General features: G+C 70.4%; 24 protein-coding genes. 7 read left to right on the top strand and 17 right to left on the bottom strand.

What is annotated here, in order from left to right; translation table 11 throughout:
* Window positions 1-11 precede the first annotated feature (11 nt).
* From P2Q00_RS34130 to P2Q00_RS34115, 4 genes are all read right to left on the bottom strand, one after another.
* Window positions 12-2,480, bottom strand: a complete 2,469-nt coding sequence (locus P2Q00_RS34130) for a SpoIIE family protein phosphatase (RefSeq protein WP_275777503.1) — start codon at window positions 2,478-2,480, stop codon at window positions 12-14.
* A 120-nt stretch (window positions 2,481-2,600) separates the two neighbouring features.
* Window positions 2,601-3,821: an ornithine--oxo-acid transaminase gene (gene rocD / locus P2Q00_RS34125; protein WP_275777500.1), complete on the bottom strand. Its 1,221-nt coding sequence runs from the start codon at window positions 3,819-3,821 to the stop codon at window positions 2,601-2,603.
* A complete protein-coding gene (gene ddaH, locus P2Q00_RS34120) occupies window positions 3,818-4,630 on the bottom strand; it encodes a dimethylargininase (RefSeq protein ID WP_275777498.1) in 813 nt (270 codons plus the stop codon). Before ddaH ends, rocD begins: the two co-directional genes overlap by 4 nt.
* Before the next feature lie 155 nt (window positions 4,631-4,785).
* On the bottom strand, window positions 4,786-5,271 hold the full coding sequence (locus P2Q00_RS34115; protein ID WP_275777497.1) for an Lrp/AsnC family transcriptional regulator: 486 nt from the start codon (window positions 5,269-5,271) through the stop codon (window positions 4,786-4,788).
* Window positions 5,272-5,349: 78 nt separating this feature from the next.
* Here P2Q00_RS34115 and P2Q00_RS34110 point away from each other — a divergent pair, with 78 nt between their 5' ends.
* The 4 genes from P2Q00_RS34110 to P2Q00_RS34095 all read left to right on the top strand — a co-directional run bounded on the left by P2Q00_RS34110 (window position 5,350) and on the right by P2Q00_RS34095 (window position 9,530).
* Window positions 5,350-6,099, top strand: a complete 750-nt coding sequence (locus P2Q00_RS34110) for a LytR/AlgR family response regulator transcription factor (RefSeq protein WP_275777496.1) — start codon at window positions 5,350-5,352, stop codon at window positions 6,097-6,099.
* Window positions 6,100-6,101: 2 nt separating this feature from the next.
* On the top strand, window positions 6,102-6,473 hold the full coding sequence (locus P2Q00_RS34105) for a hypothetical protein (RefSeq protein WP_275777494.1): 372 nt from the start codon (window positions 6,102-6,104) through the stop codon (window positions 6,471-6,473).
* Window positions 6,470-8,185: a sodium/solute symporter gene (locus P2Q00_RS34100; RefSeq protein ID WP_275777493.1), complete on the top strand. Its 1,716-nt coding sequence runs from the start codon at window positions 6,470-6,472 to the stop codon at window positions 8,183-8,185. The genes P2Q00_RS34105 and P2Q00_RS34100 overlap by 4 nt, the downstream gene beginning before the upstream one ends.
* Window positions 8,186-8,315: 130 nt before the next feature.
* Window positions 8,316-9,530: a sensor histidine kinase gene (locus P2Q00_RS34095; protein WP_275777491.1), complete on the top strand. Its 1,215-nt coding sequence runs from the start codon at window positions 8,316-8,318 to the stop codon at window positions 9,528-9,530.
* A 39-nt stretch (window positions 9,531-9,569) separates the two neighbouring features.
* Here P2Q00_RS34095 and P2Q00_RS34090 read toward each other — a convergent pair whose 3' ends face one another.
* The 7 genes from P2Q00_RS34090 to P2Q00_RS34060 all read right to left on the bottom strand — a co-directional run bounded on the left by P2Q00_RS34090 (window position 9,570) and on the right by P2Q00_RS34060 (window position 17,371).
* A complete protein-coding gene (locus tag P2Q00_RS34090) occupies window positions 9,570-9,740 on the bottom strand; it encodes a hypothetical protein (protein WP_030928253.1) in 171 nt (56 codons plus the stop codon).
* Window positions 9,741-9,753: 13 nt separating this feature from the next.
* Window positions 9,754-11,598, bottom strand: coding sequence for a serine/threonine-protein kinase (locus tag P2Q00_RS34085; protein ID WP_275777488.1), 1,845 nt, complete (start codon window positions 11,596-11,598; stop codon window positions 9,754-9,756).
* A 28-nt stretch (window positions 11,599-11,626) separates the two neighbouring features.
* Window positions 11,627-12,970 (bottom strand): DUF6777 domain-containing protein, encoded by a 1,344-nt coding sequence (locus tag P2Q00_RS34080; RefSeq protein ID WP_338059371.1) that lies wholly within the window; start codon window positions 12,968-12,970, stop codon window positions 11,627-11,629.
* Window positions 12,971-13,055: 85 nt separating this feature from the next.
* On the bottom strand, window positions 13,056-14,006 hold the full coding sequence (locus P2Q00_RS34075) for a cytochrome c oxidase assembly protein (protein ID WP_275777484.1): 951 nt from the start codon (window positions 14,004-14,006) through the stop codon (window positions 13,056-13,058).
* Window positions 14,007-14,180: 174 nt separating this feature from the next.
* Window positions 14,181-15,206 (bottom strand): 6-phosphofructokinase, encoded by a 1,026-nt coding sequence (locus tag P2Q00_RS34070; RefSeq protein ID WP_275777482.1) that lies wholly within the window; start codon window positions 15,204-15,206, stop codon window positions 14,181-14,183.
* A gap of 180 nt (window positions 15,207-15,386) precedes the next feature.
* On the bottom strand, window positions 15,387-16,115 hold the full coding sequence (locus P2Q00_RS34065; RefSeq protein ID WP_275777481.1) for a type 1 glutamine amidotransferase: 729 nt from the start codon (window positions 16,113-16,115) through the stop codon (window positions 15,387-15,389).
* Window positions 16,116-16,132: 17 nt separating this feature from the next.
* Window positions 16,133-17,371: a MurT ligase domain-containing protein gene (locus tag P2Q00_RS34060; RefSeq protein WP_275777479.1), complete on the bottom strand. Its 1,239-nt coding sequence runs from the start codon at window positions 17,369-17,371 to the stop codon at window positions 16,133-16,135.
* A gap of 113 nt (window positions 17,372-17,484) precedes the next feature.
* Here P2Q00_RS34060 and def point away from each other — a divergent pair, with 113 nt between their 5' ends.
* Window positions 17,485-18,024, top strand: a complete 540-nt coding sequence (gene def, locus P2Q00_RS34055; protein WP_275777477.1) for a peptide deformylase — start codon at window positions 17,485-17,487, stop codon at window positions 18,022-18,024.
* A 69-nt stretch (window positions 18,025-18,093) separates the two neighbouring features.
* Here def and P2Q00_RS34050 read toward each other — a convergent pair whose 3' ends face one another.
* The gene (locus P2Q00_RS34050) at window positions 18,094-18,738 is read right to left on the bottom strand and encodes a TetR/AcrR family transcriptional regulator (protein ID WP_275777476.1); all 645 of its coding nucleotides are present in this window, start codon (window positions 18,736-18,738) and stop codon (window positions 18,094-18,096) included.
* Window positions 18,739-18,910: 172 nt separating this feature from the next.
* On the opposite strand from P2Q00_RS34050, the gene P2Q00_RS34045 reads away from it, so the two are divergent.
* Window positions 18,911-20,140, top strand: coding sequence for an acyl-CoA dehydrogenase family protein (locus tag P2Q00_RS34045; protein ID WP_275777474.1), 1,230 nt, complete (start codon window positions 18,911-18,913; stop codon window positions 20,138-20,140).
* Between the two features lie 60 nt (window positions 20,141-20,200).
* On the opposite strand, the gene P2Q00_RS34040 is transcribed toward P2Q00_RS34045, so the two are convergent.
* From P2Q00_RS34040 to P2Q00_RS34030, 3 genes are read right to left on the bottom strand one after another with little or no spacing between them, the layout of a single operon-like run.
* Window positions 20,201-20,722: a cupin domain-containing protein gene (locus P2Q00_RS34040; RefSeq protein ID WP_275777473.1), complete on the bottom strand. Its 522-nt coding sequence runs from the start codon at window positions 20,720-20,722 to the stop codon at window positions 20,201-20,203.
* Window positions 20,723-20,729: 7 nt separating this feature from the next.
* A complete protein-coding gene (locus P2Q00_RS34035; RefSeq protein ID WP_275777472.1) occupies window positions 20,730-21,944 on the bottom strand; it encodes a cytochrome P450 in 1,215 nt (404 codons plus the stop codon).
* A gap of 7 nt (window positions 21,945-21,951) precedes the next feature.
* Window positions 21,952-23,109: a type III polyketide synthase gene (locus tag P2Q00_RS34030; protein WP_275777471.1), complete on the bottom strand. Its 1,158-nt coding sequence runs from the start codon at window positions 23,107-23,109 to the stop codon at window positions 21,952-21,954.
* Between the two features lie 90 nt (window positions 23,110-23,199).
* Here P2Q00_RS34030 and P2Q00_RS34025 point away from each other — a divergent pair, with 90 nt between their 5' ends.
* Window positions 23,200-23,862 (top strand): thiaminase II/PqqC family protein, encoded by a 663-nt coding sequence (locus tag P2Q00_RS34025; RefSeq protein ID WP_275777470.1) that lies wholly within the window; start codon window positions 23,200-23,202, stop codon window positions 23,860-23,862.
* 62 nt (window positions 23,863-23,924) lie between these two features.
* Here P2Q00_RS34025 and P2Q00_RS34020 read toward each other — a convergent pair whose 3' ends face one another.
* Both P2Q00_RS34020 and P2Q00_RS34015 read right to left on the bottom strand, forming a co-directional pair.
* Entirely contained in the window at window positions 23,925-24,161 is a 237-nt protein-coding gene (locus P2Q00_RS34020; RefSeq protein WP_234762360.1) for a DUF6213 family protein, read from the bottom strand.
* A 25-nt stretch (window positions 24,162-24,186) separates the two neighbouring features.
* A complete protein-coding gene (locus P2Q00_RS34015; RefSeq protein ID WP_275777468.1) occupies window positions 24,187-25,581 on the bottom strand; it encodes an NADP-dependent succinic semialdehyde dehydrogenase in 1,395 nt (464 codons plus the stop codon).
* Between the last annotated feature and the right edge of the window lie 10 nt (window positions 25,582-25,591).

Below are 25,591 nucleotides of genomic sequence, written 5' to 3'. Positions count from 1 at the left end.
AAGTGGTTGTGTCAGGCGGGGGGCTCGGTCAGGGACTGCTCGGCCCAGATGACCTTCCCCTCGGGGACGAAGCGGGTGCCCCACTGCTGGGTGAACTGGGAGACCAGCAGCAGCCCGCGGCCCCCCTCGTCCGTGGTGCGCGGATGGCGCAGATGGGGTGCGGTGGCGCCGCCGTCGGAGACCTCGCAGATCAGGGCGCGTTCCCTGATCAGACGGAGCCGGATGGGGCCTTCGGCGTGCCGGATCGCGTTGGTGACCAGCTCGCTGACCACGAGTTCCGTGGTGAAGGCCAGCTCCTCCAGACCCCACTCGGCCAACTGCCGGGCGGCCTCCTTGCGGGCGTCGGCGACGACGGCCGGGTCGGCGGGCAGGTCCCAGTCGGCGACCTGGTCCGCGCCCAGGAGCCTGGTGTGGGCCATCAGCAGGGCCACGTCGTCGTCCGGGCGGTCCGGGACCAGCGCGTCGACCACGGCCCGGCAGCGCAGGTCGAGCGAGGGCGCGAGCCGCTCCAGGGCCCGGCGCAGCCGAGCGCGGTCCGCGTCGACGGCCCGGTCGTCGCCCTCGCGGGCCAGCAGCCCGTCGGTGTGCAGCGCGAGCGTGCTGCCCTCGGCGAGGGCCAGCTCCACCGCCTCGAAGGGCCGTCCGCCGGCGCCGAGCGGCGGCCCCTGCGGAAGGTCGACGAAACTGACGCTGCCGTCGGGCAGGACGACGGCGGGCGCGGGGTGGCCCGCGGCGGCCATCGTGCACTGCCCGTCCACGGGGTCGTAGACGACGTACACACAGCCGGCCCCCGCGACCTGGACGTCGGCACCCTCCGCACCGTCCGGTTCGCCTTCCTCCCCGCGGCCGGTCCGCGCGACCAGGTCGTCGAGGTGGGCGAGCACCTCCTCCGGCGGCAGGTCCAGCGCCGCGAGCGTGCGTACGGCGGTCCGCAGGCGCCCCATGGCCGCGGCGGCGTCGATGCCGTGGCCCGGCACCTCGCCCACGACGAGCGCGACGCGCGCGCCGGACAGCGGGATGAGGTCGTACCAGTCGCCGCCGAGGCCGGTCAGTTCGTCGGCCGGGCGGTAGTAGGCGGCCACGTCTACCGCGTTCTGCACGGGCAGCCGGTGCGGGAGCAGGCTGCGCTGCAGCACCAGCGCCGCATTGCGTTCGCGGGTGTAGCGGCGGGCGTTGTCGACGCACACCGCCGCCCGCGACACCAGGTCCTCGGCCAGGCTGAGGTCGTCCTCGTCGAACGGCTCCTGACGCCTGCGCCGGAAGAACGTGGTGACGCCCAGCGTGACGCCCCGCGCGCGGATCGGCACGATCATCACGCTGTGCAGTCCCAGCTCCAGGAAGGTGGTGGCCGTCCGGCCGCCCGCCACGTCCGCGGCCCACTCCCTGGCGAGCGGGTCGAGCTGCTCCTCGCGCCAGGACCGGCCCGTGGCCAGGCTCCGGACCGGTGGCGAGCCGGCGACATAGGCGGCCACTTCGCCGATCTCGACGACGGCCTCCGGGATGCCGGCGTTCACCGACTGCTGGCCGGCCCTGCGCAGCGGCACCCGGTCCGTGTCGGCCGGTGCCCCGGCCGCCGGCTCCGCGCCCCGCAGCACCGACTCCAGCAGGTCCACGCAGACGAAGTCGGCGAACCCCGGCACGGCCACGTCGGCCAGCTCCTGCGCGGTCGCCGCGATGTCCAGGGTGCGGCCGATGTGCTCGCCGGCCCGGTCGAGCAGGGCGAGGCGCTGCCGGGCACGGTGCCGCTCGGTGACGTCGACGACGGTGTAGTACACGCCCATCGGATGACCGTGCTCGTCGTCGAGCCGGGTGAACGACATCATGTGCGCCGTCTCCCGGTGCGGCGCCGACCGCACCTGGCCGACATGCTCGTACCCGACCACCGGTCGGCCGGTCTCCAGCACCCGCCGCATCTGGGTCTCGATGCTCTCGGAGTCGATGCCCGGCTGGATCTCCGCCAGCCGCCGCCCCAGCCGCTCCCGGGCGGACCCGCCGCCGAACTGCTCCAGGGCCGCGTTCGACCAGACGCACCGCAGATCGGCGTCCACGATCGCTATGCCGACGGGGGAGCCGGTCACCATCTGCTCCAGCACCGTACGGCTCATGTCCCAGCCGCGGGCCCCGGCCGCCATGTCGGAGAGCAGCACCAGCCAGCGTGCCGGGACGCCGGGTTCCACCGCCGGAGTGATCCGCACCATCAGCCGGACCGGCCGCCCGCCCTTGCGCCGTGCGGTCAGCAGCCCCGCCCAGCCGCCGTCCCGGCGGCAGCGCTCGACCAGCTCGGGCACCCGCGCAGCGTCCTCGGCGGCCAGCAGTCCGGACACCTTGGTGCCCACCACCTCGGCGGCCGTGTACGCCAGCAGCCGCTCGGCATCCCTGGTCCAGCTCCGCACCACGCCCTGCGCGTCGAGCAGCAGGGGCGCGGCATCGGCCACGTCGAAACGCTGCCGGGCAACGTCCTGCTCCTCTTCAGTGCCCACGGCCGACCTCTCTGTCGCTGAGAGTGGTCTACCACCTCTTGTCCCCATCTTCACCCTTCGGGCAACGTGCGGGGACGGAGAGAAAAGTGGGGGGCGGGGTTCGACCACCCCCCACTTCGGTCATGAACCCAGGACCTTCTCCAGCGCTGCGAGCGCCGACTCCAGCTCTTCCCCGGTGATCGTCAGCGGCGGCGCCAGCCGAATGGTCGAGCCGTGGGTGTCCTTGACCAGGACGCCCTCCCGCATCAGCTGTTGGCTGACCTCGCGGCCGGTGCCGATGGCCGGGTCGATGTCGACGCCCGCCCACAGTCCGCGGGCGCGGAAGCCGACGACGCCCTTGCCGACCAGCGAGGCCAGGCCGCCCCGCAGCACCACACCGAGCTCGGCGGCCCGGCGCTGGTACTCGCCCGTCTCCAGCAGCTCGACGACGGCCGTGCCGACCGCGGCTGCCAGCGGGTTGCCGCCGAACGTCGAGCCGTGCTCGCCCGGGCGCAGCACGCCGAGCACGTCCCGGCGGGCGACCACCGCGGAGACCGGGACGATGCCGCCGCCCAGCGCCTTGCCCAGCAGCAGGACGTCGGGGACGACCGACTCGTGCTCGACGGCGAGGGTACGGCCCGTGCGGCCGAGGCCCGACTGGATCTCGTCCGCGATGAACAGGCAGCCCTTACGGCGGGTCAGCTCGCGCACCCCGGCCAGATAGCCCTCGTCCGGGATGACGACGCCCGCCTCGCCCTGGATGGGCTCGATGAGCACGGCCGCCGTCGTCTCGTCGACGGCCGCCTCCAGCGCCGCCAGGTCGTTGTACGGCACGATCCGGAAGCCCGGCGTGAAGGGGCCGAAGCCCGCCCGTGCCGTCTCGTCGGTGGAGAAGCTGACGATCGTCGTCGTACGGCCGTGGAAGTTCTCCGCGGCGACCACGATCGTCGCCTGGTCGGCGGGGACGCCCTTGACCTCGTAGGCCCACTTGCGGGCGACCTTGATGCCGGACTCGACCGCCTCGGCGCCCGTGTTCATCGGCAGCACCATGTCCAGGCCGGTCAGCTCGGCCAGCCGCTCGGCGAATTCGGCGAGCTTGTCGTTGTGGAAGGCGCGGGAGGTGAGGGTGAGGCGGTCGAGCTGCCGGTGGGCCGCCTCGATCAGCGCGGGGTGGCGGTGGCCGAAGTTGAGGGCCGAGTAGCCGGCCAGCATGTCCAGGTAGCGGCGGCCCTCGACGTCCTGCACCCAGGTGCCCTCGGCGCGGGCGACGACCACGGGCAGCGGGTGGTAGTTGTGCGCCAGGACCGGTTCCTCGGCGCGGATCAGGTCGGCGGACGAACGCGTGGTCACGGGAGCGGTCATGAACGGATCTCCTGAGTGCAGCACTTGATGCCGCCGCCTGCCTTGCGGAACTCGGACAGGTCGACGGGGACGGGGACATAGCCGCGGTCGGCGAGGGCGGTGGCGAGGGCCTCGGCCTGGGGCGCGATGAACACATTCCGGCCGTCGGACACAGAATTCAGGCCGAAGGCCAGCGCGTCGTCCAGGGTGGCCAGTACGGCGTCCGGGTACAGCCGCGCAAGCACCTCCCGGCTGCCCGGCGAGAACGCCTCCGGGTAGTAGGAGACGTTGTCGTCGTCCAGGACGAACAGCGCCGTGTCCAGGTGATAGAAGCGCGGGTCCACCAGGGTCAGGCTGATCACCGGGTGGCCGAAGAACTCCTGCACCTCGCGGTGCGCCTCGCGGGTCGTACGGAATCCGGTGCCGGCCAGGACATAGCGTCCCGTCCAGACCAGGTCGCCCTCGCCCTCGCAGACGGACTCGGGGCGGTGGACGGCGAAGCCGGCCGCCTTGAACCACGTGTCGTAGTGCGTGGACTCCGGGCGCCGCTGGGGCGCGTGGAAGAGGGCGCCGAAGACACGGCCGTCCACGACGACCGCCGAGTTCGCGGCGAAGACCATGTCGGGGAGACCGGGGGCCGGCTCCAGGGTGTCGACGGTGTGACCGTGGGCCCGGTAGGCGCCGATCAGCGCCTGCCACTGCTCCTGGGCCAGGTCCACGTCGACGCGGGCATCGGGTTGCATCCAGGGGTTGATCGCGTACTGCACGGCGAAGTGTCTGGGTTCGCAGACGAGGAAGCGCCGCCGGCGCGGCACACGGGAATCGGACACAGAGGGGTTCCTCCGCTTTCCTGCGGTGTCGAGGGTGGGTTGACACCAAGGTAGGAAGTGACGGAGGCGCGCGACAAGGAACAAGAATTGCGTGTCCGCGCAGGAATGCTGCGTCTTCACCGGGATCTGCGCAGCCTTGCTGCGCGTTCGGATGTTTATTCGGGGGCCACTTGGGTGGCGCCCGCCTCCGGGCTCTCCGGGAGCAGATGGGACAGCACCATCACACTGATCGTCTTGCGGATGAAGGGTTCGATGCGGATCCGCTCCAGCACCTCCTCGAAGTGGTCCACATCCCGCGCCCGTACGTGCAGCAGCGCGTCCGCGCCGCCGGTCACCGTCATCGCCGCCGTGATCTCCGGATGGTTGCGGACCACCTCCGCGAGCCGCCGCGGCGGGGCCGCGCCCTCGCAGTACACCTCGACGTACGCCTCCGTGCGCCAGCCCAGCGCCGCCGGCTGCACCGTGGCCGTGAACCCGGTGATCACCCCCGTCTCGCGCAGCCGGTCCACGCGCCGCTTGACCGCCGTGGACGACAGCCCGACGGCCGCGCCGATCTCGGCGAAGCTCGTCCTGGCGTTCGCCATCAACGAGGTGATGATCTTCCGGTCGAGCTCGTCGAAGGGGGCCGGCCTGCTGTTCATGCGGGCACTGTATCCAGCAGGAACGTCGACACCCCGGCACATGTCCACACGTGCGGATTCCACCTACACTCCGGGTTCATGCTGCGCGCCCTCGCCGTCGACGACGAACGCCCCTCACTGGAGGAACTGCTCTATCTGCTGAACGCGGATCCCCGCATCGGCAGCGCGGAGGGCGCCGGCGACGCGACCGAGGCGCTGCGCCGCATCAACCGCGCGCTGCAGTCCGGTCCGGGCGGCCCCGAAGCGATCGACGTCGTCTTCCTCGACATCCACATGCCCGGCCTCGACGGCCTCGACCTGGCCCGACTGCTGACCGGGTTCGCCCAGCCGCCGCTGGTCGTGTTCGTCACCGCCCACGAGGACTTCGCGGTACAGGCCTTCGACCTCAAGGCCGTCGACTACGTGCTCAAGCCGGTCCGCAAGGAACGCCTGGCGGAGGCGGTCCGGCGGGCAGCCGAACTCACCGGCACCGCCCCGCGCATCCCCGTGCACGAACCCGACCCCGACCACCTGCCGGTCGAACTCGGCGGCGTGACCCGCTTCGTCGCCGTCGACGACATCACCCACGTCGAGGCCCAGGGCGACTACGCCCGCCTGCACACCGACAAGGGCAGCCACCTCGTGCGGATCCCGCTGTCCAACCTGGAGGAGCGCTGGCGCTCCCGCGGCTTCGTCCGCATCCACCGCCGCCACCTGGTCGCCCTGCGCCACGTCGGCGAACTGCGCCTGGACGCAGGCACGGTGAGCGTCCTGGTCGGCGCCGAGGAACTCCAGGTCAGCCGCCGCCACGCACGCGAACTGCGGGACCTGCTGATGAGGAGGCCATAGCCGTGCCGGGCCAGGACCCCGCCGAGCGCCGCGTCGTCGTCACCGGCCCGCCCCGCCGCACCCGCCGCACCCGGCGCGCCTCCGGCTACTACCGCCCGCGCACCGAGATCGACGAGCAGACCACCCTCGGCCACACCTACGTCCGCTCCCTCATGCGCACCCAACTCCGCGCCGCCCTCGCAGTGTTCGCGTTCCTCGGCCTGCTGATCGGCCCGCTGCCCCTGGTCTTCGCCGCCATGCCTGCCGCCCGCCACCTGGAATGGGTGATCCTCGGCTTCTGCCTGTACGCCCCGATGGTCCTGCTCGCCCTGTGGTACGTACGCCGCGCCGAGCGCAACGAACGGGACTTCGTACGGCTCGTGGAAGACCGATGAACTCCAGTTACGCAGTGCCGGCGGTCGCTCTGGTGGTCGTGGCGACCGTCCTGGTCGGCGCGTTCGGCCTGCGCATATCCCGCACCACCTCCGACTTCTACGTCGCCTCCCGCACCGTCGGCCCCCGCCTCAACGCGGCCGCCATCAGCGGTGAATACCTCTCCGCCGCCTCCTTCCTGGGCATCGCGGGCCTGGTCCTGGTGCAGGGCCCCGACATGCTCTGGTACCCCGTCGGCTACACCGCCGGCTATCTGGTCCTGCTCCTGTTCGTCGCCGCCCCGCTGCGCCGCTCCGGCGCCTACACACTGCCCGACTTCGCCGAGGCCCGGCTCGCCTCGCATGCGGTACGGCGGCTGGCGGGGGCCTTCGTGGTCGGCGTCGGCTGGCTGTATCTGCTGCCCCAACTCCAGGGCGCAGGGCTGACGTTGACGGTGCTGACCGGCGCGCCCAGCTCACTCGGCGGGCTGATCGTCGCCGTCGTCGTGGTCGCCACCGTCGCCGCCGGCGGGATGCGCAGCATCACCTTCGTGCAGGCCTTCCAGTACTGGCTCAAGCTGACCGCGCTGCTCGTCCCCGCCCTGTTCCTGGTCCTCGCCTGGCAGGGCGACGGCGCGCCCCGCCACGCCTTCGCGGAACCGGCGACCTTCCGCGAACAGCGCGTCGTACGCATCGACGACAGCCTCGACCTGAAACTGGACCGGCCGCTCACGGTCACCGTCACCGGCACGGTCGACGGCCGCACCCACGACGGCCGGCGGATCCGGCTCCCCACCGGCACCCACCACATCGAGCAGGGCGCCCGGCTGACCTTCGCCAAGGGCAGCACCGTCCCGGCCGCCGACCGAGGCACCAACGGCGGCATGTCGACCTCGCTGGCCGCGAGCCGCGAGGAACGCCCGCTGTACGCCACATACGGGCTGATCCTCGCCACCTTCCTCGGCACCATGGGGCTGCCGCACGTCGTCGTCCGCTTCTACACCAGCCCGCACGGTGTCGCCGCCCGCCGCACCACGGTGGCCGTGCTCGGCCTGATCGGCGCCTTCTACCTCCTGCCGCCCCTCTACGGCGCCCTCGGCAGGCTCTACACCCCCGAACTCACCCTCACCGGCAACGCGGACGCCGCCGTCCTGCTGCTGCCCGACCGCATGATCGGCGGCGTCGGCGGCGACCTGCTGGGCGCGCTGGTGGCGGGCGGCGCCTTCGCCGCGTTCCTGTCCACGGCCTCCGGGCTGACCATGGCCGTCGCCGGGGTGCTCACCCAGGACGTCCTCCCGACGCGCGGCGTAAGGCACTTCAGGCTCGGCACGGTGCTCTCCATGGCCGTACCGCTCGCCGCCAGCGTCATCGTCGGCGGGCTGCCGGTCGCCGACGCCGTCGGGCTGGCTTTCGCCGTGTCCGCCTCGTCCTTCTGCCCGCTGCTGGTCCTGGGCATCTGGTGGCGGCGGCTGACCCCGCCGGGTGCGGCCGCCGGGATGCTGATCGGCGGTGGTTCGGCGTTCGTGTCGGTGGCCGCGACGATGGCGGGCTTCCCGGGCACGGGCCCACTGCACGCTTTACTGGCCTGGCCGGCGCTCTGGTCGGTGCCGCTCGGTTTCCTCACCATGGTGCTGGTGTCGTTGGCCACCCCGGGGCGGGTGCCGGGCGGGACCGAGGCGATCTTGGCCAGATTCCATCTGCCGGAGGAACTGAGCACTCCGTTGCGGGCGCTGTGATGAACCTGCGGGCTTCTGGGGGCTGGTCGCGCCCACGCGGCGGAGCCGCATATCGATACAGCCCCGCGCCCCTTATGGGGCGCCATTGCACCGGAGTTCCGACACAGGCCCTACGGGCGGAGGTGAAGGCATGAGTGGATTTCTCGCCGGCCTGTGCGTGGCCGTACTCCCGCTGCTGGCCGCCGGGTTCTGGCTCGGGCGGCGTACGGCGCGCCCGGAGAGTCTCGGCGGCCTCGGTACGCCCGTCGAGCACGCCACCTTCCAGACGCTGCACACTGCCTCCCTCGCCGCGCCCCCGCTGCGGGCCGGGCTGACGGAGGAGACCGCCCGTAAGTCCGCCCGCAGGCTGCGCACCCTCCTCGGCACGGACGCACTGTGCCTGACGGACCAGAAAGAGGTGCTGGTCTGGGACGGCGTGGGCGGCCATCACCGCGGCGAGATCATGGAGCGCCTCGCCGGACCGCTGGAGACCGGCCGTGGCGAGGCCTTCCGCCTCAAGTGCCCCGACCCGGACTGCCAGGTGCGCTGGGCCGTCGTCGCCCCGCTCACCGTCGACGACCGCGTGCACGGCGCGCTGGTCGCCTGCGCGCCCCGCGAGTCCGCCGTCCTCGTCCGGGCCGCCGGGGAGGTCGCCCGCTGGGTGAGCGTCCAGTTGGAGCTGGCCGATCTCGACCAGTCCCGCACCCGCCTGATCGAGGCGGAGATCAAGGCCCTCAGGGCCCAGATCTCGCCGCACTTCATCTTCAACTCACTCGCGGTGATAGCGAGTTTCGTCCGCACCGACCCCGAACGCGCCCGCGAACTGCTCCTCGAATTCGCCGACTTCACCCGCTACTCGTTCCGCAGACACGGCGACTTCACCACCCTCGCCGACGAACTCCACGCCATCGACCACTACTTGGCGCTGGTGCGGGCACGGTTCGGCGACCGTCTGTCCGTCACCCTGCAGATCGCCCCCGAGGTGCTCCCGGTTGCTCTGCCCTTCCTGTGCCTGCAGCCGCTCGTCGAGAACGCGGTCAAGCACGGCCTGGAAGGGAAGACCGCACCAGCCGGCAAGAGCCACATCAGCATCACCGCACAGGACGCCGGCGCCGAGGCCCTGGTCGTCATCGAGGACGACGGCGCCGGAATGGACCCCGACCTGCTGCGCCGCATCCTCGCCGGCGAGGTCAGCCCCTCGGGCGGCATCGGGCTGTCCAACGTCGACGACCGGCTGCGCCAGGTCTACGGCGACGACTACGGGCTCGTCATCGAGACCGCCGTAGGAGCGGGCATGAAGATCACCGCCCGGTTGCCGAAGTACCAGCCTGGGGTGCACTCGGCCGGGCGGCTGACCGAGGAATGAGCGGCAGGAGCCGTCGATGTGTCACTTTCCCCGGAAGTGTCATGTGCTGCGTGAGGCGACCATCCCCAGGGTGAGCAGACCCAGCACGACCCAGCCGAACCACAGCCAGCCGTTGGAGCCGAGGGCCACCGTGTAGGCGGTCACCACGACGAGTCCGCCGACCGTGATCGCCCCCATTGCCTTGGTAGAACCGTCCGTGGAACCGGGCATCGCAACACCCTCCTCAGGATTCGTCCCCCTCCATGGTGCCCCCGTTCTGCTCCCGGACGGTGCAGACGACGAAATGCGTGCCCGACTTCCACGGGCCCGCGCTGGTCCAGGAACCGGCCGTGTACACCGACGGGTCGAAGCCGTAGTCCCGCGGCGGCACGTCCTTGGCACACGCCGAGTCCGACTGCGTACGGGCCTCGGTGAGCGTGATGTCCTTGCCCAGCCGGGTGAAACCGAGCACCTGCTCGTCGTGCGGGCCGCTGCAGGAGACCAGCCGGGCGTCCCGGTTGGAGCGGGTCTGAAGGCAGTCACGGCGCTGCATGTTCGCCGTGTCGGCGAAGTCCGAGCCGAGCTTGCGCTGCTCGCCGAGCGGCCCGTACACCGGCCCGTGCGCGCCCAGCACCAGACAGGCGGTGCGCCGTCCCGCGGCCTCGAACCCGGCCCCGGTCGGCACGACGGCGACGCTGCGGACATCCGCCAGCCCCTCCCGGATCTCCTGCGTCCGCTCCTCGCACCGCGCCGGCCCCAGCCTGCGCGCCTCATCCGCGGACGCGGCCGTCACGAACGCCATCACCTGCCCGTCGGGCGCCTTGTCCCGGCAGGTCGGATCCGGCGTCAGCCGGGGCACACCCTGGAAACGCGCCGAGCCCGACCAGTCGGCGAGCACACACTCCCCGTCCTTGAGCGGCTCGGCGAGTCCGACGGCCGACCCGTACGGCGACGCCGCCCCGTCCCCGCCGTTCTTCTGGTGCGCCACGGCGTACCAGACCCCGCCCAGGGCCAGCACCAGCCCGAGCGAGGCGGCGAGGACCGCCCGCAGGGCCCTCGGGAGCTCGCGGCGCCGGTGCGCGGGCCCGGACACCACGACCGGCCCGAAGCCGTCCGCCCCGGGCCCGGGACCGGGCGGAGGAGGAGCAGGCGCAGCTGCCACCCCGGCCCACGGCGGCTGCGAACCCAGGTCGGTCTGCGTGCGGGCGTACGCCTCGGCCTGCGGCGTGACGATCCGCGACAGCGCCGCCTCCGCCTCCGTGGCGGACAGCCGCTGCCCCGGATCCTTCACCAGCAGGGCCTGCAGTACGGGGCTCAACGCACCGGCGCGCACGGCCGGACGCGGCTCCTCCATGACCACCGCGGTGACCTCGGCGAGATGCGACTCGCGCTCGAAGGGACCGTGGCCCTCGACGCCGTGGTAGAGCGTGCAGCCCAGCGAGAACAGGTCGGCGGCCGGGGTCGGCGGCCCGCCCGTGGCGCGCTCCGGCGCCAGATACCCCGACGTCCCCACCAGCACGGACGCCAGCGTGTACCGGGTCTCACCGGCGTCCGGCTGCACGGAGATGCCGTAGTCGGTGAGCAGGATCCGGCCGTACGGCGCCCCGGTGCGGTCCGGCGCGAGCAGGATGTTCGCCGGCTTCACGTCCCGGTGCATCACGCCCCGCTCGTGCCCGGCAGTCAGCGCGTCCAGCACGGCGAGCCCGATACGGGCACACTCCGCGGGCGCGAGCGGGCCGCGCCGCTCGACCAGGTCGCGCAGGTCGGTGGCGCCCGCCACGTACTCCATGACGATCCAAGGCAGCCCCTCGTGCTCCAGCACGTCGTGCACCGTCACCACATGCGGATGGCCGCGCAGCCCCGCCGCGTGCCGGGCCTCCGCCCGGGCCCGCGCGACCCGTGCCTCCCGCTCCTCGTCCGCCGGGTCCGGGTCGCGGAACACGATCTCCTTGAGCGCGACCTCGCAGGCGAGTCTCTGGTCGTGGGCGAGCCAGACATGGCCCATGCCGCCGCTGCCGAGCCGGTTCAGCAGCAGATAACGGCCGGCGATGACCCGGCCCACTCCCGACGTCGGTGATCCTGGATGCATCCGGTGACTCCCGGGTTCTGCGGAGGCGCTATGTGATCGCGATCGAGGCGGGCCCCGAAGACGCGGGCTCACTCGTGGCGGGTGCGCTGCTCGCCGGCTCGCTCATGCCCGGAGCGCTCGTGGTCCCGGGCGGCGGTGCGCTCGTCGTGACCGAGGCGCTGGGCGGGGGTGCGCTGCTCGTCACCGGGGCGCTGACCGGGGGCGAGCTGATCGTCGTCGACGGCGAACCGGGCGGCGCACTAGACGGGGGCGACTTGGAGCTCGGCGGCGCGCTCGACGTCGGCGCGGAGGACGACGGCCCGGGCCCGCTGCTCGACGGGGAGGACGGGGAGACCGGCGACGACGTCGGCGATGACGATGACGACGACGGCGGTGCCGTGGACGGCCCGGAGGTCGAGGGCACCGGGGGAGTGCTGGCCCCCTCGGACGTCCCCCCGGCCACACTCAGCGTCACATACTCCCCGAACCCCAGCTCGCGCCCGGCCGGCGGGTCTGACGCCGTCACCCGCGCACCGTCCGGCGGCCTCGTCCGCCCGTCGTACCCGACCGCCAGCCCCTCGTCGGCCAGCAGTCGGCGCGCGTCCCTGAAACTCCTCCCGGCGAGCCGGGGCACCGCATGGTGCCTGCTCGCGTTGAAGGTCTTGTCGTGCGCGCCCGTCGTGCCGACCGGCCGGTCGATGCCCACGGCGGGATTGTCGACGTCGATCAGGGCGAGCCGCTGCATTTCCCGGGCTGCCGGCTGCACGGCCACCACCGAGGAACGCTGATATCCCGGCCACTTCTTGGTGCCGTCCTCGAACTTGACCGAAATCCGGTTCGTGTCACCCGTGAAGGGACGGAGCGGATTTCCGCACGAGCACTTCACAGCCGGAAGTCCCTGTTCGTCCACGAGAACGGCGATTCCCGCCTGAAGCAAGGAGTTGAAGGGAACAGCCTTTCCCTTCTTGTAGTCGTGATTCTGAACGAGAGTGTCGTGACGCAGGAGAACAGGAGTGAGCCGGTCCAGATATCCCGGAATCTCATCCGTCGTGATGTCCAGCGCAGTCGCCCACGCCTGCGCCTTCAGATGATTCCCGGGATCCGTGAGGAACGCCTTGAGCTGCTTGACATCGCAGATGGTCGGCTTCCGCGTGCCCCCGTACAACCCGGGCGTGTCCCCCTGCTGCAGACTGCCGCGTACCACTTGCGGCCTGACCGCGGCGTCATGGCCCAGCCCGCTGCCCTCGTCGAAGAAAGGCGCGAGAGACGGAACTCCCGCGGCCACCGCCTTCACGACCAGCAGCGGCGTGTTTCGATCACACCCGCTGAGCGCCAGTAAGAAAACGAGTAGGACGGCGACCTTTCGAATCGCCGATTTTCCGGCCCCTTGCATAAATGCACGAAGTGTCATCACCGCTCCCCCCGGCGGTTCCCCCAATGCACTTCATGCTACTGAAAGCTGCCGAATGGCGAAGCCTTCAACGCCCGCGTGCGTTCAATGAGGCCAAATAGGCGTTGTATGCCTCGAGTTCCTTGTCGCCGTCACGGTCGGCGGCCCGGTCCTTGCGCCTGGCCTGCCGCTGCTCGGAGCCGTACCACTGGAACAGCAGGGCGAGCAGGACCAGTACGGAGGGAATCTCGCTGAACGCCCACGCGATGCCGCCGGCCGCGGTCTGGTCGGAGAGCGCCTCGATACCGAGCGAGGCGGGCGGGTTCTTGAACGTCTCCACCATCGGCGTCGACGCCATCATCAGCGCGATACCGAAGAACGCATGGAACGGCATGCCCGCGAACAGTTCCAGCATCCGCATCAGATAACCCGGCCGCTGCGGCCCGGGATCCACCCCGATGATCGGCCAGAAGAAGACGACACCCACGGCGAGGAAGTGCACCATCATCGCGATGTGCCCCGCCTTGGAGCCCATCAGGAAGTCGAAGATCGGTGTGAAATACAGCGCGTACAGACTCGCGATGAACAGCGGAATGGTGAACGCCGGATGCGTGATGATCCGCATGTACCGGCTGTGCAGCAGCATCAGCAGCAGCTCACGCGGACCCTTGCGGCCCTTGCCGGCGGTCGGCAGCGCGCGCAGGGCCAGGGTGACCGGGGCGCCGAGCAGGATCAGGATCGGCGACAGCATGCTGATGATCATGTGCTGCACCATGTGCACGCTGAACATGACCATGCCGTAGTCGTTGAGCTTCGTGCACATCACGAGCCCGATGGTCAGCACACCGAGGACGAACGACACCGTCCGCGCCGCCGACCACTTGTCCCCGCGCCGCCGCAACCGCACCACGCCGTACGCATACAGCCCGAGCCCCACCACGCAGGCCACAAGAAAGAACGGTTCCGCAGACCACTGAAGACCCCGCCCCAGCGTGAACGGCGGCAGATCCATGGTCATGCCGTGCGCGCTGTGATCCATCCAACGGCTCCTGATTCGTGGGGGTTGTGCAAGTCTGTCCGCTCACAGACTAGAACTGCCCCCGGTCACGTCTACGACCGGGGGCAACTGCAACCCCCCAGGGGCGCGGGGAACTGCGCGACCAGCCACGAATCACCCGCAGCCTGCAACGCTCCTATCGCGCCACGGCGAAAATCAGAGCACGCACTCCGCCTCGTCGTACCGCTCGACGGGAACCGTCTTCAGCGTCTCCACGGCGGCGGCCAACGGCACCATCACGATGTCCGTACCACGCAGCGCGGTCATCTTGCCGAACTCACCCCGATGCACCGCCTCCACCGCATGCCACCCGAAGCGCGTGGCGAGCACGCGGTCGTACGCAGTCGGCGTACCACCCCGCTGGACGTGCCCGAGAATCACCGGCCGCGCTTCCTTCCCCAGCCGCTCCTCCAACTCGATGGAGAGCTGACGCGCGATCCCGGCGAACCGCTCGTGCCCGTAGATGTCCTTGCCGCCCTCGTCGAACTCCATCGACCCGGCCTTGGGCTTGGCCCCCTCCGCCGCGACGACGATCGCGAACCGCTTGCCGGCCTCGAACCGCTCGCCGACCCGCCTGGCCAACTCCTCGATGTCGAAGGGCCGTTCAGGTACGACGATGGCGTGGGCGCCGGCCGCCATGCCGGAGTGCAGCGCGATCCAGCCGGTGTGCCGGCCCATGACCTCGACGACGAGCACCCGCTGGTGCGACTCGGCGGTGGTCTTCAGCCGGTCCAGCGCCTCGGTCGCGACGCCGACGGCCGTGTCGAAGCCGAAGGTGACGTCCGTGACGGCGATGTCGTTGTCGATGGTCTTCGGGACGCCGACGATCGGCAGCCCGCTGTCGTACATCAGCCGGGCCGCCTTCAGCGTGCCCTCACCGCCGATGGGGATGATCGCGTCGAGGCCGAGCTCCTCGACATGGCCCTTGGCCCGCTGCACGCCGTCCCGCAGATGGGAGGGCTGGACGCGGGAGGAGCCGAGGATGGTGCCGCCGCGGGCCAGGATGCCGCCCACCGCGTCGAGGTCGAGCTTGAGGTAGTCGCACTCCAGGAGGCCCTTCCAGCCGTCCCGGAAGCCGATGACCTCGTCGCCGTGGTCGACGACGGCGCGGTGCACGACGGACCGGATGACGGCGTTCAGGCCGGGGCAGTCGCCGCCGGACGTGAGGACACCAATGCGCATAGCCCGAAAGAACCTTCTCAACGTGGGCCGGGACCGGACCACGTCGTCCGGCACGAACCCCGCCACCCTAGCGGCAGGAGGGGGCGGGGCCGAAGCATGCGTCCGCCTGCTGGACGACCCCGCTCACCTGTGCGGACAGCCCGTCAGACGGGCCGGTTAAGACGACCTTGAAGGCAGGTGTCAGGCAGGCTGCTGGGCTGCTGCGATGCGCTCGTTGCGCAGCGCCTCGTACCAGCGGTCGTCGGTCGGGGGCAGCGCGTTCACGTCAAGGGCGAGCTTCAGCAGCAGGTCGGCGATCAGCGGGTTCCGCGCCAGCACCGGCCCGTGCATGTACGTACCGAAGACCGTGTCGTTGTACGCGCCCTCCGTACCGTCGCCCGTGCCGTTGCCGTTGCCCAGCTTGACCTTGGCGAGGGGGCGGGCCGTCGGGCCCAGGTGCGTAACACCCTGGTGGTTCTCGAAGCCGGTCAGCGGGGGCAGACCGAGGCGCGGGTCGATGTCGGCGAGCACATCACCGACGCAGCGGTCGCCCTCGCCGCGCACGGACACCACGTCCAGCAGCCCGAGGCCGGGCTCGCGCTGGCCGAGGTCGTTGATGAACTCGTGGCCGAGGATCTGGTAGCCGGCGCAGACGGAGAAGACGATCGCGCCGTTCTCCACGGCCCGGTGCAGTCCGCCGTCGCGGCGCAGCCGCTCGGCCGCGAGCCGCTGCGGACGGTCCTCGCCACCGCCGATCAGGTAGATGTCGCCGGAGGTCGGGATCGCCTGGTCGCTGCGCACATCGAGACGCGCCACGTCGAGGCCGCGCTGCCGGGCCCGGCGCTCCACGACGAGGACGTTGCCCTGGTCGCCGTACGTGCTGAGCAGGTCGGGATAGATCCAGACGACCCGCAACTGGTTGTCGCTCACAAAAGTCCCCTGAGTTGTCAGTTGCCGACGCGGCGGCGCAGGTCCTGGAAGGCGGTGTAGTTGGCGATGACCTCGATCCGCCCCGGCGGGCACAGCTGCACCGCCTGGTCGAGGTCGTCGCAGACCTGGAAGTGCTGGTTCGCGACCTCCAGCCGCACCGCGAGGTCCAGCTTCCGGTCGCCGATCACACAGATCGGGTGGCCGGTCAGACGCGTGTAGTCGACGTCCCACAGCCAGGAGGTGTCGGTGCCGTCGGCGCCGCGCGCGTTCACGGAGAGGATCACCGGGGTGGGCGGAGGATCGATCAGGCTGAACGTTTCGAGCCAGCCCGCCGGGTTCTTGGCGAGCAGCAGCCGGAGGTCGCGCTGCTGGAACTGGACCACGTCGTAGCGGCCGGCGACGGCCTGCACCTGGTACATGCGTTCCAGGGCTACCTGCGGCGGCACACCGAAGACGGCGGCCACGGCGGCGGAGCTGGCGGCGTTCGCCTTGTTGGCGCGGCCGGGCAGCTGGAGGTGGATGGGCCAGGCGGAGCCGTGCGGGTCGAGCACATGGTCGCCGGAGAGCGCCCAGCTCGGCGTGGGCCGGCGGAAGCCGCACTCACCGCAGAACCAGTCGTCGCCCGGCCGCTGCATCACGCCACCGCAGGACGGGCAGGACCAGGCGTCGTCCTTCCACATCTGCCCGGCGGCGACCCAGATCACATTGGGGGAGGAGGAAGCGGCCCACACGACCAGCGGGTCGTCGGCGTTGGCGACGATGACGGCCTTCGACCCGGCGAGCCCCTCACGCCAGTTCTCGGCGAGCATGCGGGTCTCGGCGGCGCGGTCGAGCTGGTCGCGGGAGAGGTTCAGCAGGGCGATGCACTTAGGGTCGGTGTCGCGGGCGACCCCCGCGAGGTACTTCTCGTCGACCTCGATGACGCCGAACCGGGCGTCCGAGCTGCCTGCGAGGGCCGAGGTGATGCCGGCCGGCATGTTCGCGCCGAGCGCATTGGAGACGACCGGGCCCGCGGCGCGCAGCGCCTCGGCGATCAGCCGTGTGGTCGTGGTCTTGCCGTTGGTCGCCGAGACCAGGGTCACGTCCAGGTTCTGGGCGAGCCGCGCGAGGAGGTCGGGGTCGAGCTTGAGCGCCACCCGGCCACCGATCACCGAACCGCTCCCGCGCCCCGCGGCGCGCGATGCCGCCGCGACCGCCTTGCCCGCGGTCACGGCCAGCTTGGCCCGCGGCGTGAGCGGGTCCGAGTTGCCTGCCATGAGTTCTCGATCCTCCTTGCGTACGCGCCGCGCCTCTGCCTGACGGCAACGTGGTGTGGACCTCAGCCTATCGAGATCCATTCACAGTCCCGAACCGCCGTACCCTGGCGGCCATGCGAAACAGCTCCATTCCGGGCGCCCGAGGGCGCGTCCGGCCTCTCACCCTGCTCGGGAACCCGGTACTGCACGCCCCGTGCAAGGAGGTCACCGACTTCGGCCCCGGACTCGCAGCTCTCGTGGAGAACTTGTTCGCGACGATGTACGCGGCGCAAGGGGTCGGCCTGGCAGCGAACCAGATCGGTGAAGCCTTGCGCGTGTTCGTGTACGACTGCCCCGACGACGAGGATGTTCGTCACATGGGGCACGTGGTGAACCCACGGCTCGTCGAGACGGACGGGGTGGTCGTACGGGGCCCGGAGGGCTGCCTGTCCCTCCCCGGCTTGGAGGCGGGGACGGAGCGCTACGACCATGCGGTGGTCGAGGGGTTCACGGCGACCGGGGAGCCGATCACCGTCCACGGAACGGGTTTCTTCGCGCGGTGTTTGCAGCACGAGTGCGACCACCTTGAGGGCAGGGTGTACGCGGACCACTTGACGGGCTGGCGCCACCGTCGGCTCATGCGCCAGGTGACGCGAGCGTCCTGGCGCCGGTGACTGCAGGCTTTTAGGGGCGCGGGGAACTGCGCGATCAACCCCCACCGACCCGCAGACGGACTGCAACCGTCAGAACCCGGGACCGCCCATCTTGTCCCCCGCTGCCGCGAGCCGACCCCACAAAAGATCGGCCAGGCTGCGGACCAACTCCGCCCGAGAACAAGGGCGTTCGCCAAGCCACCAGTCCCCGGCGGCATGCATCATGCCGACTATCCCGTGCCCCCACACCCGAGCCAGCTGCTGACCTCCCGGACCGAGGTCCAGCCGGTCCTCGATGACCTGCGCCAGCTCCTCGCCCATCCGCCGAAGCAGCGGAATCGAATGCTTGCCGACGTCGAAGCCCAGCTCTCCGGCCGGGCTGCCCTCCGCCGGATGCATGAGGAAGCGGTACACCTGCGGGCGTGCCTCGATCGCCGCAAGGTAGGTGTCGAGGGTGGCCTCGACCCGTTCCCGCCGGTCCGCAGGCGCGTCGAGCGCGGCCCGCAGCGAATTCAGCAGAGCATCGGTGTGCCGCTTGGCCAGCGCGGCGTAGAGTCCGCTCTTGTCGCCGAAGTGCCGGTACAGGATCGGCTTGGTGATGCCGGCCTCCGCGGCGATGGCGTTCATCGAGGCCTGCGGTCCGTCGCGCAGCACCACTCTGTCGGCGGCCTCCAGCAGCTCGCGCCGACGTCGGTCGGCGGACCGCTGCTGCTCGGTCCGCTGTGTGGTGTCCATGAGCTCTCCCCACCCGTGCTTATTCGGTGACGCCTGCGCAAACTAACACTCAACATGCCCTCTGCATCGAACGGGCTGCCGACCCGTCATCAGGAGTTGACTTTTCCTACCCACGGGTAACACACTGGAGTTACCGCTAGTAACATGCAAGTGCGCCGCCGCTGGAGGAGTCATGGCCGAGTTCACCATGGAGCTCAACGACGAACAGAAGGAGGTCCGGGACTGGCTGCACGGCTTCGCCGCCGACGTCATCCGGCCCGCGGCCGCCGAATGGGACGAGCGTGAGGAGACTCCCTGGCCGGTCATCCAGGAGGCCGCGAAGGTAGGCATCTACTCCCTCGACTTCTACGCCCAGCAGTACTTCGACCCCACCGGTCTCGGCATCCCGATGGCCATGGAGGAGCTGTTCTGGGGCGACGCGGGCATCGCCCTGTCGATCGTAGGCACTGGCCTTGCCGCCGTGGGCGTTCTCGCCAATGGAACCGAGGAACAGATCGGCACCTGGATCCCGCAGATGTACGGCGACGCGAACGATGTCAAGGTCGCCGCCTTCTGCTCCTCCGAGCCCGACGCCGGTTCCGACGTGGCCTCCATGCGTACGCGTGCTGTGTACGACGAGGCCAAGGACGAGTGGGTGCTCAACGGCACGAAGACCTGGGCGACCAACGGCGGCATCGCCAACGTCCATGTCGTCGTCGCGGTCGTCGACTCGGAGCTCGGTTCCAAGGGCCACGCGTCCTTCATCGTGCCGCCGAACACGCCGGGCCTCTCCCAGGGCCAGAAGTTCAAGAAGCACGGCATCCGCGCCTCGCACACCGCCGAGGTCGTCCTGGAGAACGCCCGCGTCCCCGGCTCCTGCCTCCTCGGCGGCAAGGAGAAGCTCGACGAGCGCCTCGCCCGTGCGCGGGAGCGGGCCAAGGCCGGCAACGGCGAGCGCGTGAAGAACGCGGCGATGGCCACGTTCGAGGCTTCGCGTCCGGCGGTCGGTGCGATGGCGGTCGGTACCGCCCGGGCCGCGTACGAGGTGGCTCTCGACTACGCGATGACGCGGGAGCAGTTCGGGCGGCCGATCATCGACAACCAGGGGGTTGCCTTCCAGCTCGCGGACATGCGTACGTCGATCGATGCTGCTCGTCTGCTCGTGTGGCGGGCCTCGTGGATGGCTGTCAACGGCAAGCAGTTCACCGCCGCTGAGGGGTCCATGTCGAAGCTGTTCGCGAGCGAGACGGCTAAGAAGGTCACCGCGCAGGCGGTGCAGATTCTTGGTGGGAATGGCTATACCCGGGAGTACCCGGTGGAGCGGATGCATCGGGATGCGGCGATTTACACGATCTTTGAGGGTACGAGCGAGATTCAGCGGCTGGTGATTGCTCGGACGTTGTCGGGGATGTCCATTCGGTAGTTCGCGGGCTGCGGGTGTGTGGGGGCTGGTCGCGCAGTTCCCCGCGCCCCTAAAGGCCCGTCACCGGTGTTTTAGAGGTGTGAGCTGCTCGATGTCATACCTCGCCCGCAGTTCCTCGATCGCCGTATGGTCCGGCGGGCCCCCGCCGCCCAGGATCTCCAGCAGCTCCTCGAAGTAGCGCTCGTGGTCCGGGGGCGGGGACGCCTGGAAGAACATCTTCGCCGGGGTGTCCGTCGGGTTGGCGAAGGCGTGCGGGCAGCCCGGTGGTACGACGATGACCGTGCCGGGGGTTGCGCGGACCACTCGGGTGCCCGAACTCGACTGCCAGCGCTGCCAGTTGTCCGGAGTCCGTAGCCGGGGCTCGAAGGCGAGGACATCCAGTTCGCCTTCGAGCACGTAGAACAACTCCTCGCTGCGCGTGTGCACATGGGCGCCGACGTCGAAGCCGGGTGGTACCTCCACCTCGAAGGTGGACGCCGTGCGCGAGTGTGTGCCGGTCACCTTGAACGTCACGCGCTGGGCCGGGGTTTCGACGACCCGGCCGTGGCCCGGCGGTACCAGCAGACCCTCCGTCGCCGTCACCGGCTGCTCACCATGTGACCGGCAGGGCTTCGGGACCGCGGATCAACGCCCCCTTCTTGAAGGGCACTTGGCCGGGCGGTACGGCGAGCTTCAGGCCCGGTACCCGGTCCAGCAGCGCGTCGACGAGCAGCTGCGACTCCAGCCGGGCCAGCATGCCGCCCGGGCAGTAGTGCGGGCCGAAGCCGAACGACACATGGGGGTTCGGGGCGCGGGTGAAGTCGATCGTCTCCGGGTCGGGGAAGACGTCCGGGTCGCGGTTGGCGGCCAGGTAGGAGACGTAGACGGGGTCGCCCGCGCGGATCCGTACGCCCCTGATCTCCACGTCCTCCATCGCGATGCGGGACAGACCGACCGCGTTGCGGTGCGGGATGTAGCGCAGCAGTTCGTCGATGGCCTGGAGGCGGATCTCCGGCTCGGCGCGCAGCCGTTCGGCCAGGTCCGGGCGGGTCAGCAGGAGGTAGAACATCTGGCCGCTGTTGTTGGTGACGGCCTCGCCGCCGATCTGGAGGAGCACGGCGAGGCCGACGGCCTCCTCCAGGGTGATCTCGTCGCGGCCGACGGCGGCACCCAGCAGGGACGTCACGTCCTCGCCCGAGCTGCCCTCCCGCAGGCCGATGAGGTCGGCGAAGTAGGCGCCCATCTCGTTCTTGGCCTTCTCGCTGACCTTGGCGCCGTGCGAGGAGGACAGGATCAGCTGGGTCCAGGTGTGCATGCCGTGCCGGTCGGCGGCCGGGACGCCCATCAGCTCGCAGATCACCGCGATGGGGAAGGGACTGAGGACGGTCGCGGTGAGGTCCGCCGGCGGGCCGTCCTGCAACAGCTCGTCGATCAGTTCGTCCAGCAGGCGCCGGGATCGCGCGCGCACCCGCTCCACGCCCCTCGCGGTGAACGCGGCGGCCACCGAGCGGCGCAGCCGGGTGTGGTCCGGCGGGTCGAGGAAGCCGACCGCGCCCCGCTGCGGAATGAAGTGCGGAGCGAGCCGGGTGACCGGCTGGTCCATGACCGCCTCGCGGCTGAAGCGGGGGTCGTTGGTCACCATGCGTACGTCGTCGTAGCGCGTGACCAGCCAGGCCCAGCCCTCGCCGTTGGGCAGCTGGATGCGGGAGACGGGGCCCTCGTGCATCAGCTCGGTCAGTACCGGGTCGAAGTCGACGCCGGTCAGGTCGAGGGCCGGCCAGTGCCGGATCGGGGGGAGGGTCTCGGTGAGGATTTCTTCAGTCATGCCGTACTCATGCCGTCCCTTCGTGCGGGCTGTGCCAGTGGCCCAGGGCCATCTCCGCGGTGATGCCGGGGCCGAACCCGGCCAGCAGCCCGCGCGCCCGGTGCTGGGCACCGCCCTCGTCGAACATCCGGCGCAGCGCGTCGAGGACGACGGCGCTGGCGATGTTGCCGTACTCGGTGAGCGTGGCCCGGCTGAACCGGAATGCGTGCGGGTCGACCTGCAGGAACTTGCTGAGGTCGTCGAGAATGCGCGGGCCGCCGGCGTGGATGATGTAGAAGTCCAGGTCGGAGGCGTCCCAGCCGTGCTGTCCTGCCAGGTCCTGCAGCGCCGGGGCCAGCGGTTCCATGGTGCCGGGCACCCGCTTGTCCAGCAGGAAGTGGAAGCCGGTGGCCCGGACGTCGTACATGATCCACTCCTCGGTCTTGGGGATCAGATACGAGCCGTTGCGCACCAGCTCGATGCCCTCGCCGCCCCGGCCGCGTACCACCGCGGCGGCGATCCCGTCGCCGAACAGGCCGTTGGAGAGCAGGGACCCCACGCCCAGGTCGGTGGGCTGGTAGCACAGTGAGCAGAACTCGCAGGCCACGATCAGCACATTGGCGTCGGGGTAGGCGGAGCAGAAGTCGTGCGCCCGGTTGATCGCGGCTCCGCCCGCCGCACAACCGAGCTGGGCTATGGGTATCTGGCGGGTGGTGCTGTCGAAGCCCATTTCGTTGATCAGCCAGGCCGTGAGCGAGGGCATCATGAAGCCCGTGCACGACACGTAGATGATCACGTCGATGTCCTTGGTGAGGAGCTCGGCGTCGTCGAGCGCCCGCTGTATGACGGCGGGGACCCGGGCCTTCGCCTCGGTCTGGTAGACCTTGTTGCGCTCCTCGAAACCGGGGTGCTTCAGCGTCTCTTCGATGGGCTGCACGATGTGCCGGGTGAGTACGCCGGTGTTCTCGATCAGTCGGAGGGCCAGCGGCAGTTGCGGATGGTCGGCGTGGCGGGAGCGTGCCAGCTCCAGCGTCTCCTCCATCGTGATCACGTGCTCTGGGACGGACACCGAGGGTCTGCACAAAGTGGCCATGAACCGTCCTGCTTTCGCCGTCCGGAAGGCTTTCGGCCCCCGGGTCAGAAAGGGTTCACCTCTGGGGGTGGTTCCCCCACGATCACCCGACAAGGCGACGATCTCGCGCCGGACTACTCCGTATTGGGGACCCCGTGCCAAGGTCGAAGCAGGAGCCCCACATCCGAACCCATGGAGGACGCGATGGCGCGTACGGCCACGGAACTGCTGGAGACGACCACTGCGAAGCTCGCCCCGGACCCGCAGGCCAACCCCCTCGTCCCCCTCATCGCCCGGGGCGAGGCCTCCCGCGACACACTCGCCACGCTGGCGCTGGAACAGCGCTGGGTGATCCCGGCGGACCGTCGCGCGTTCCTCCATCTGGCGCAACGTGCGACGGAGGAACCGGAGGCCGCGGCCTTCTTCGAGATGCTCGCCGACGGCGAGGCGCTCGCGGGCCAACACCTGGAGCCGTTCGCGGCGGCGTGCGGCATCGACGAGGCCCGCACCCGCGCATACGAACCTCTACCGGGCTGCCAGGCCTACCCGTCCTACGTCGCCTGGCTCGCCCTCAACGCCTCCCCGACCGACACAGTCCTGGCCATCACCGCCAACTTCTCGGCGTGGGGCGGCTATTGCGCAACCATCGCCCAGTCCCTGCGCATCAATTACGGCTTCAGGGACGACGCCTGCGCATTCTTCGACTTCTTCGCCCAGCCGGCCCCCGAACTGGACGAGAGGGCAACAGCAGCGATCCAGGCGGGCTTGGACACAGGCTTCCTCAACGAGGAACGAGCCAACGGCTACGGCCGCTTGCTCCAAAGCTACGAGTCACTCTTCTGGCTGACGTTGCTGCAGCTCCCCTAAGGGGCGCGGGGAACTGCGCGACCAGCCACATGCAACCCGCACCCGGCACCAGACAAGCACCCCTACGGCGCACTCCCGCTGCTATGAGCAATACACGCCACATCAATCCGATCGGCAAGCTTGGCCAGCTCAATGGTCAACGCTGCCACCGTGTCCTCGTCGAGCCCATCCTCCCCGGCCTCGACAAGGTGCAGCCACCGTCCACCCACGGTCCGCAACAACTTGCTCACATCGGCGGCAGCCACTTGCAAGGTCCCGCGGTCATCGACGATCAGAGGCAGAGTCACTTCGCGGTTCACAACCGGGATGTTAGCCGCGCAGCACTCACGCACCGTGCCAAACCGTGGTGATGTTGCAGAACTCCCGGATTCCGTGCCCGGACAGCTCACGCCCGTACCCGGACCGTTTGACCCCGCCGAACGGGAACGCCGGGTGGGAGGCGGTCATCCCGTTGACGTACACGGCGCCCGCCTCCAGGTCCCGTACAAAGCGGTCCACCTCCGCCCCGTCCCGCGTCCACACATTGGAACTCAGGCCGAACGGCGAGTCGTTGGCGATGAGTACGGCCTCGTCGAGACCGGACGCGCGATACAGCGTGGCGACGGGCCCGAAGGCCTCCTCGCGGTGGATCCGCATCTCCCGGGTGATCCCGGCGAGCACGGTCGGCGGGTAGTACCAGCCGGGCAGTTCGGGCCGGCGCAGCCGATGGCCGCCGCACAGCACCGCCGCCCCGCTCCGCTCCGCGTCGTCGACCAGTTCCTCCAGGTCGTCCCGCCCCTGCTCGCTCGCCAGCGGCCCGACGTCCGTGTCCTCCTCCATGGGGTCGCCGACCTTCAGTGCCTTCATGCCCGCCACGAAGCGTTCGGCGAATGCGTCGTAGACGTCCGTGTGCACGATGAACCGCTTGGCGGCGATGCACGACTGTCCGTTGTTCTGCACGCGCGCGGTGATCGCGATCTGTGCGGCCCGGTCGAGGTCGGCGGACGGCATGACGACGTACGGGTCGCTGCCGCCCAGCTCCAGCACCGTCTTCTTGACCATGTCCCCGGCCGTGGACGCGACCGCCCGCCCGGCGGGCTCGCTGCCGGTGAGGGTGGCCGCCTTGACACGTTCGTCGCGCAGGATGTCGTCGACCGCGCCGGAGCCGATCAGCAGGGTCTGGAAGCAGCCCTCCGGGTAGCCCGCCTGGTGGAACAGGTCCTCCAGGAAGAGGGCGGTCTGCGGGACGTTCGAGGCATGTTTCAGCAGGCCCACATTGCCCGCCATCAGCGCGGGCGCCGCGAACCGGACGACCTGCCACAGCGGGAAGTTCCACGGCATCACCGCGAGCACGGGACCGAGGGGCCGGTAGCGGACCAGCACGCGGGAGGCGCCCGAGTCCTTCACGTCGAACTCCGCGGGCTCCTCGTCGCCAAGGAGTTCCTCGGCGTGGTCGGCGTACCAGCGCATCGCCTTGGCGCACTTGGCGGCCTCGGCACGCGCCTGCTTGATCGGCTTGCCCATCTCGGTGGTCATGACGCGGCCGATGTCCTGCTGGAGCTCGTCGAGGAGACTGGCGGCCTTGTTCATGAGGCGGGCGCGTTCGGCGAAGGGGATCGTCCGGTACGTACGGAACGTCGCCTCCGCGAGCTGGAGCCGGCGCTCGAGCTCCTCCTCGCCCATGGCCTCGTACGTCTTGAGCGTCTCGCCGGTCGCCGGGTTCACCGTCGCGATGGGCATGGCTGACCTC

It is taken from the genome of Streptomyces coacervatus, assembly GCF_029223485.1.
In the GTDB taxonomy this organism is placed as follows: Bacteria; Actinomycetota; Actinomycetes; order Streptomycetales; family Streptomycetaceae; genus Streptomyces; species Streptomyces coacervatus.
The sequence above is the reverse complement of the archived record's forward strand: the minus strand, read 5'-3'. Positions and strand labels throughout refer to the sequence as shown.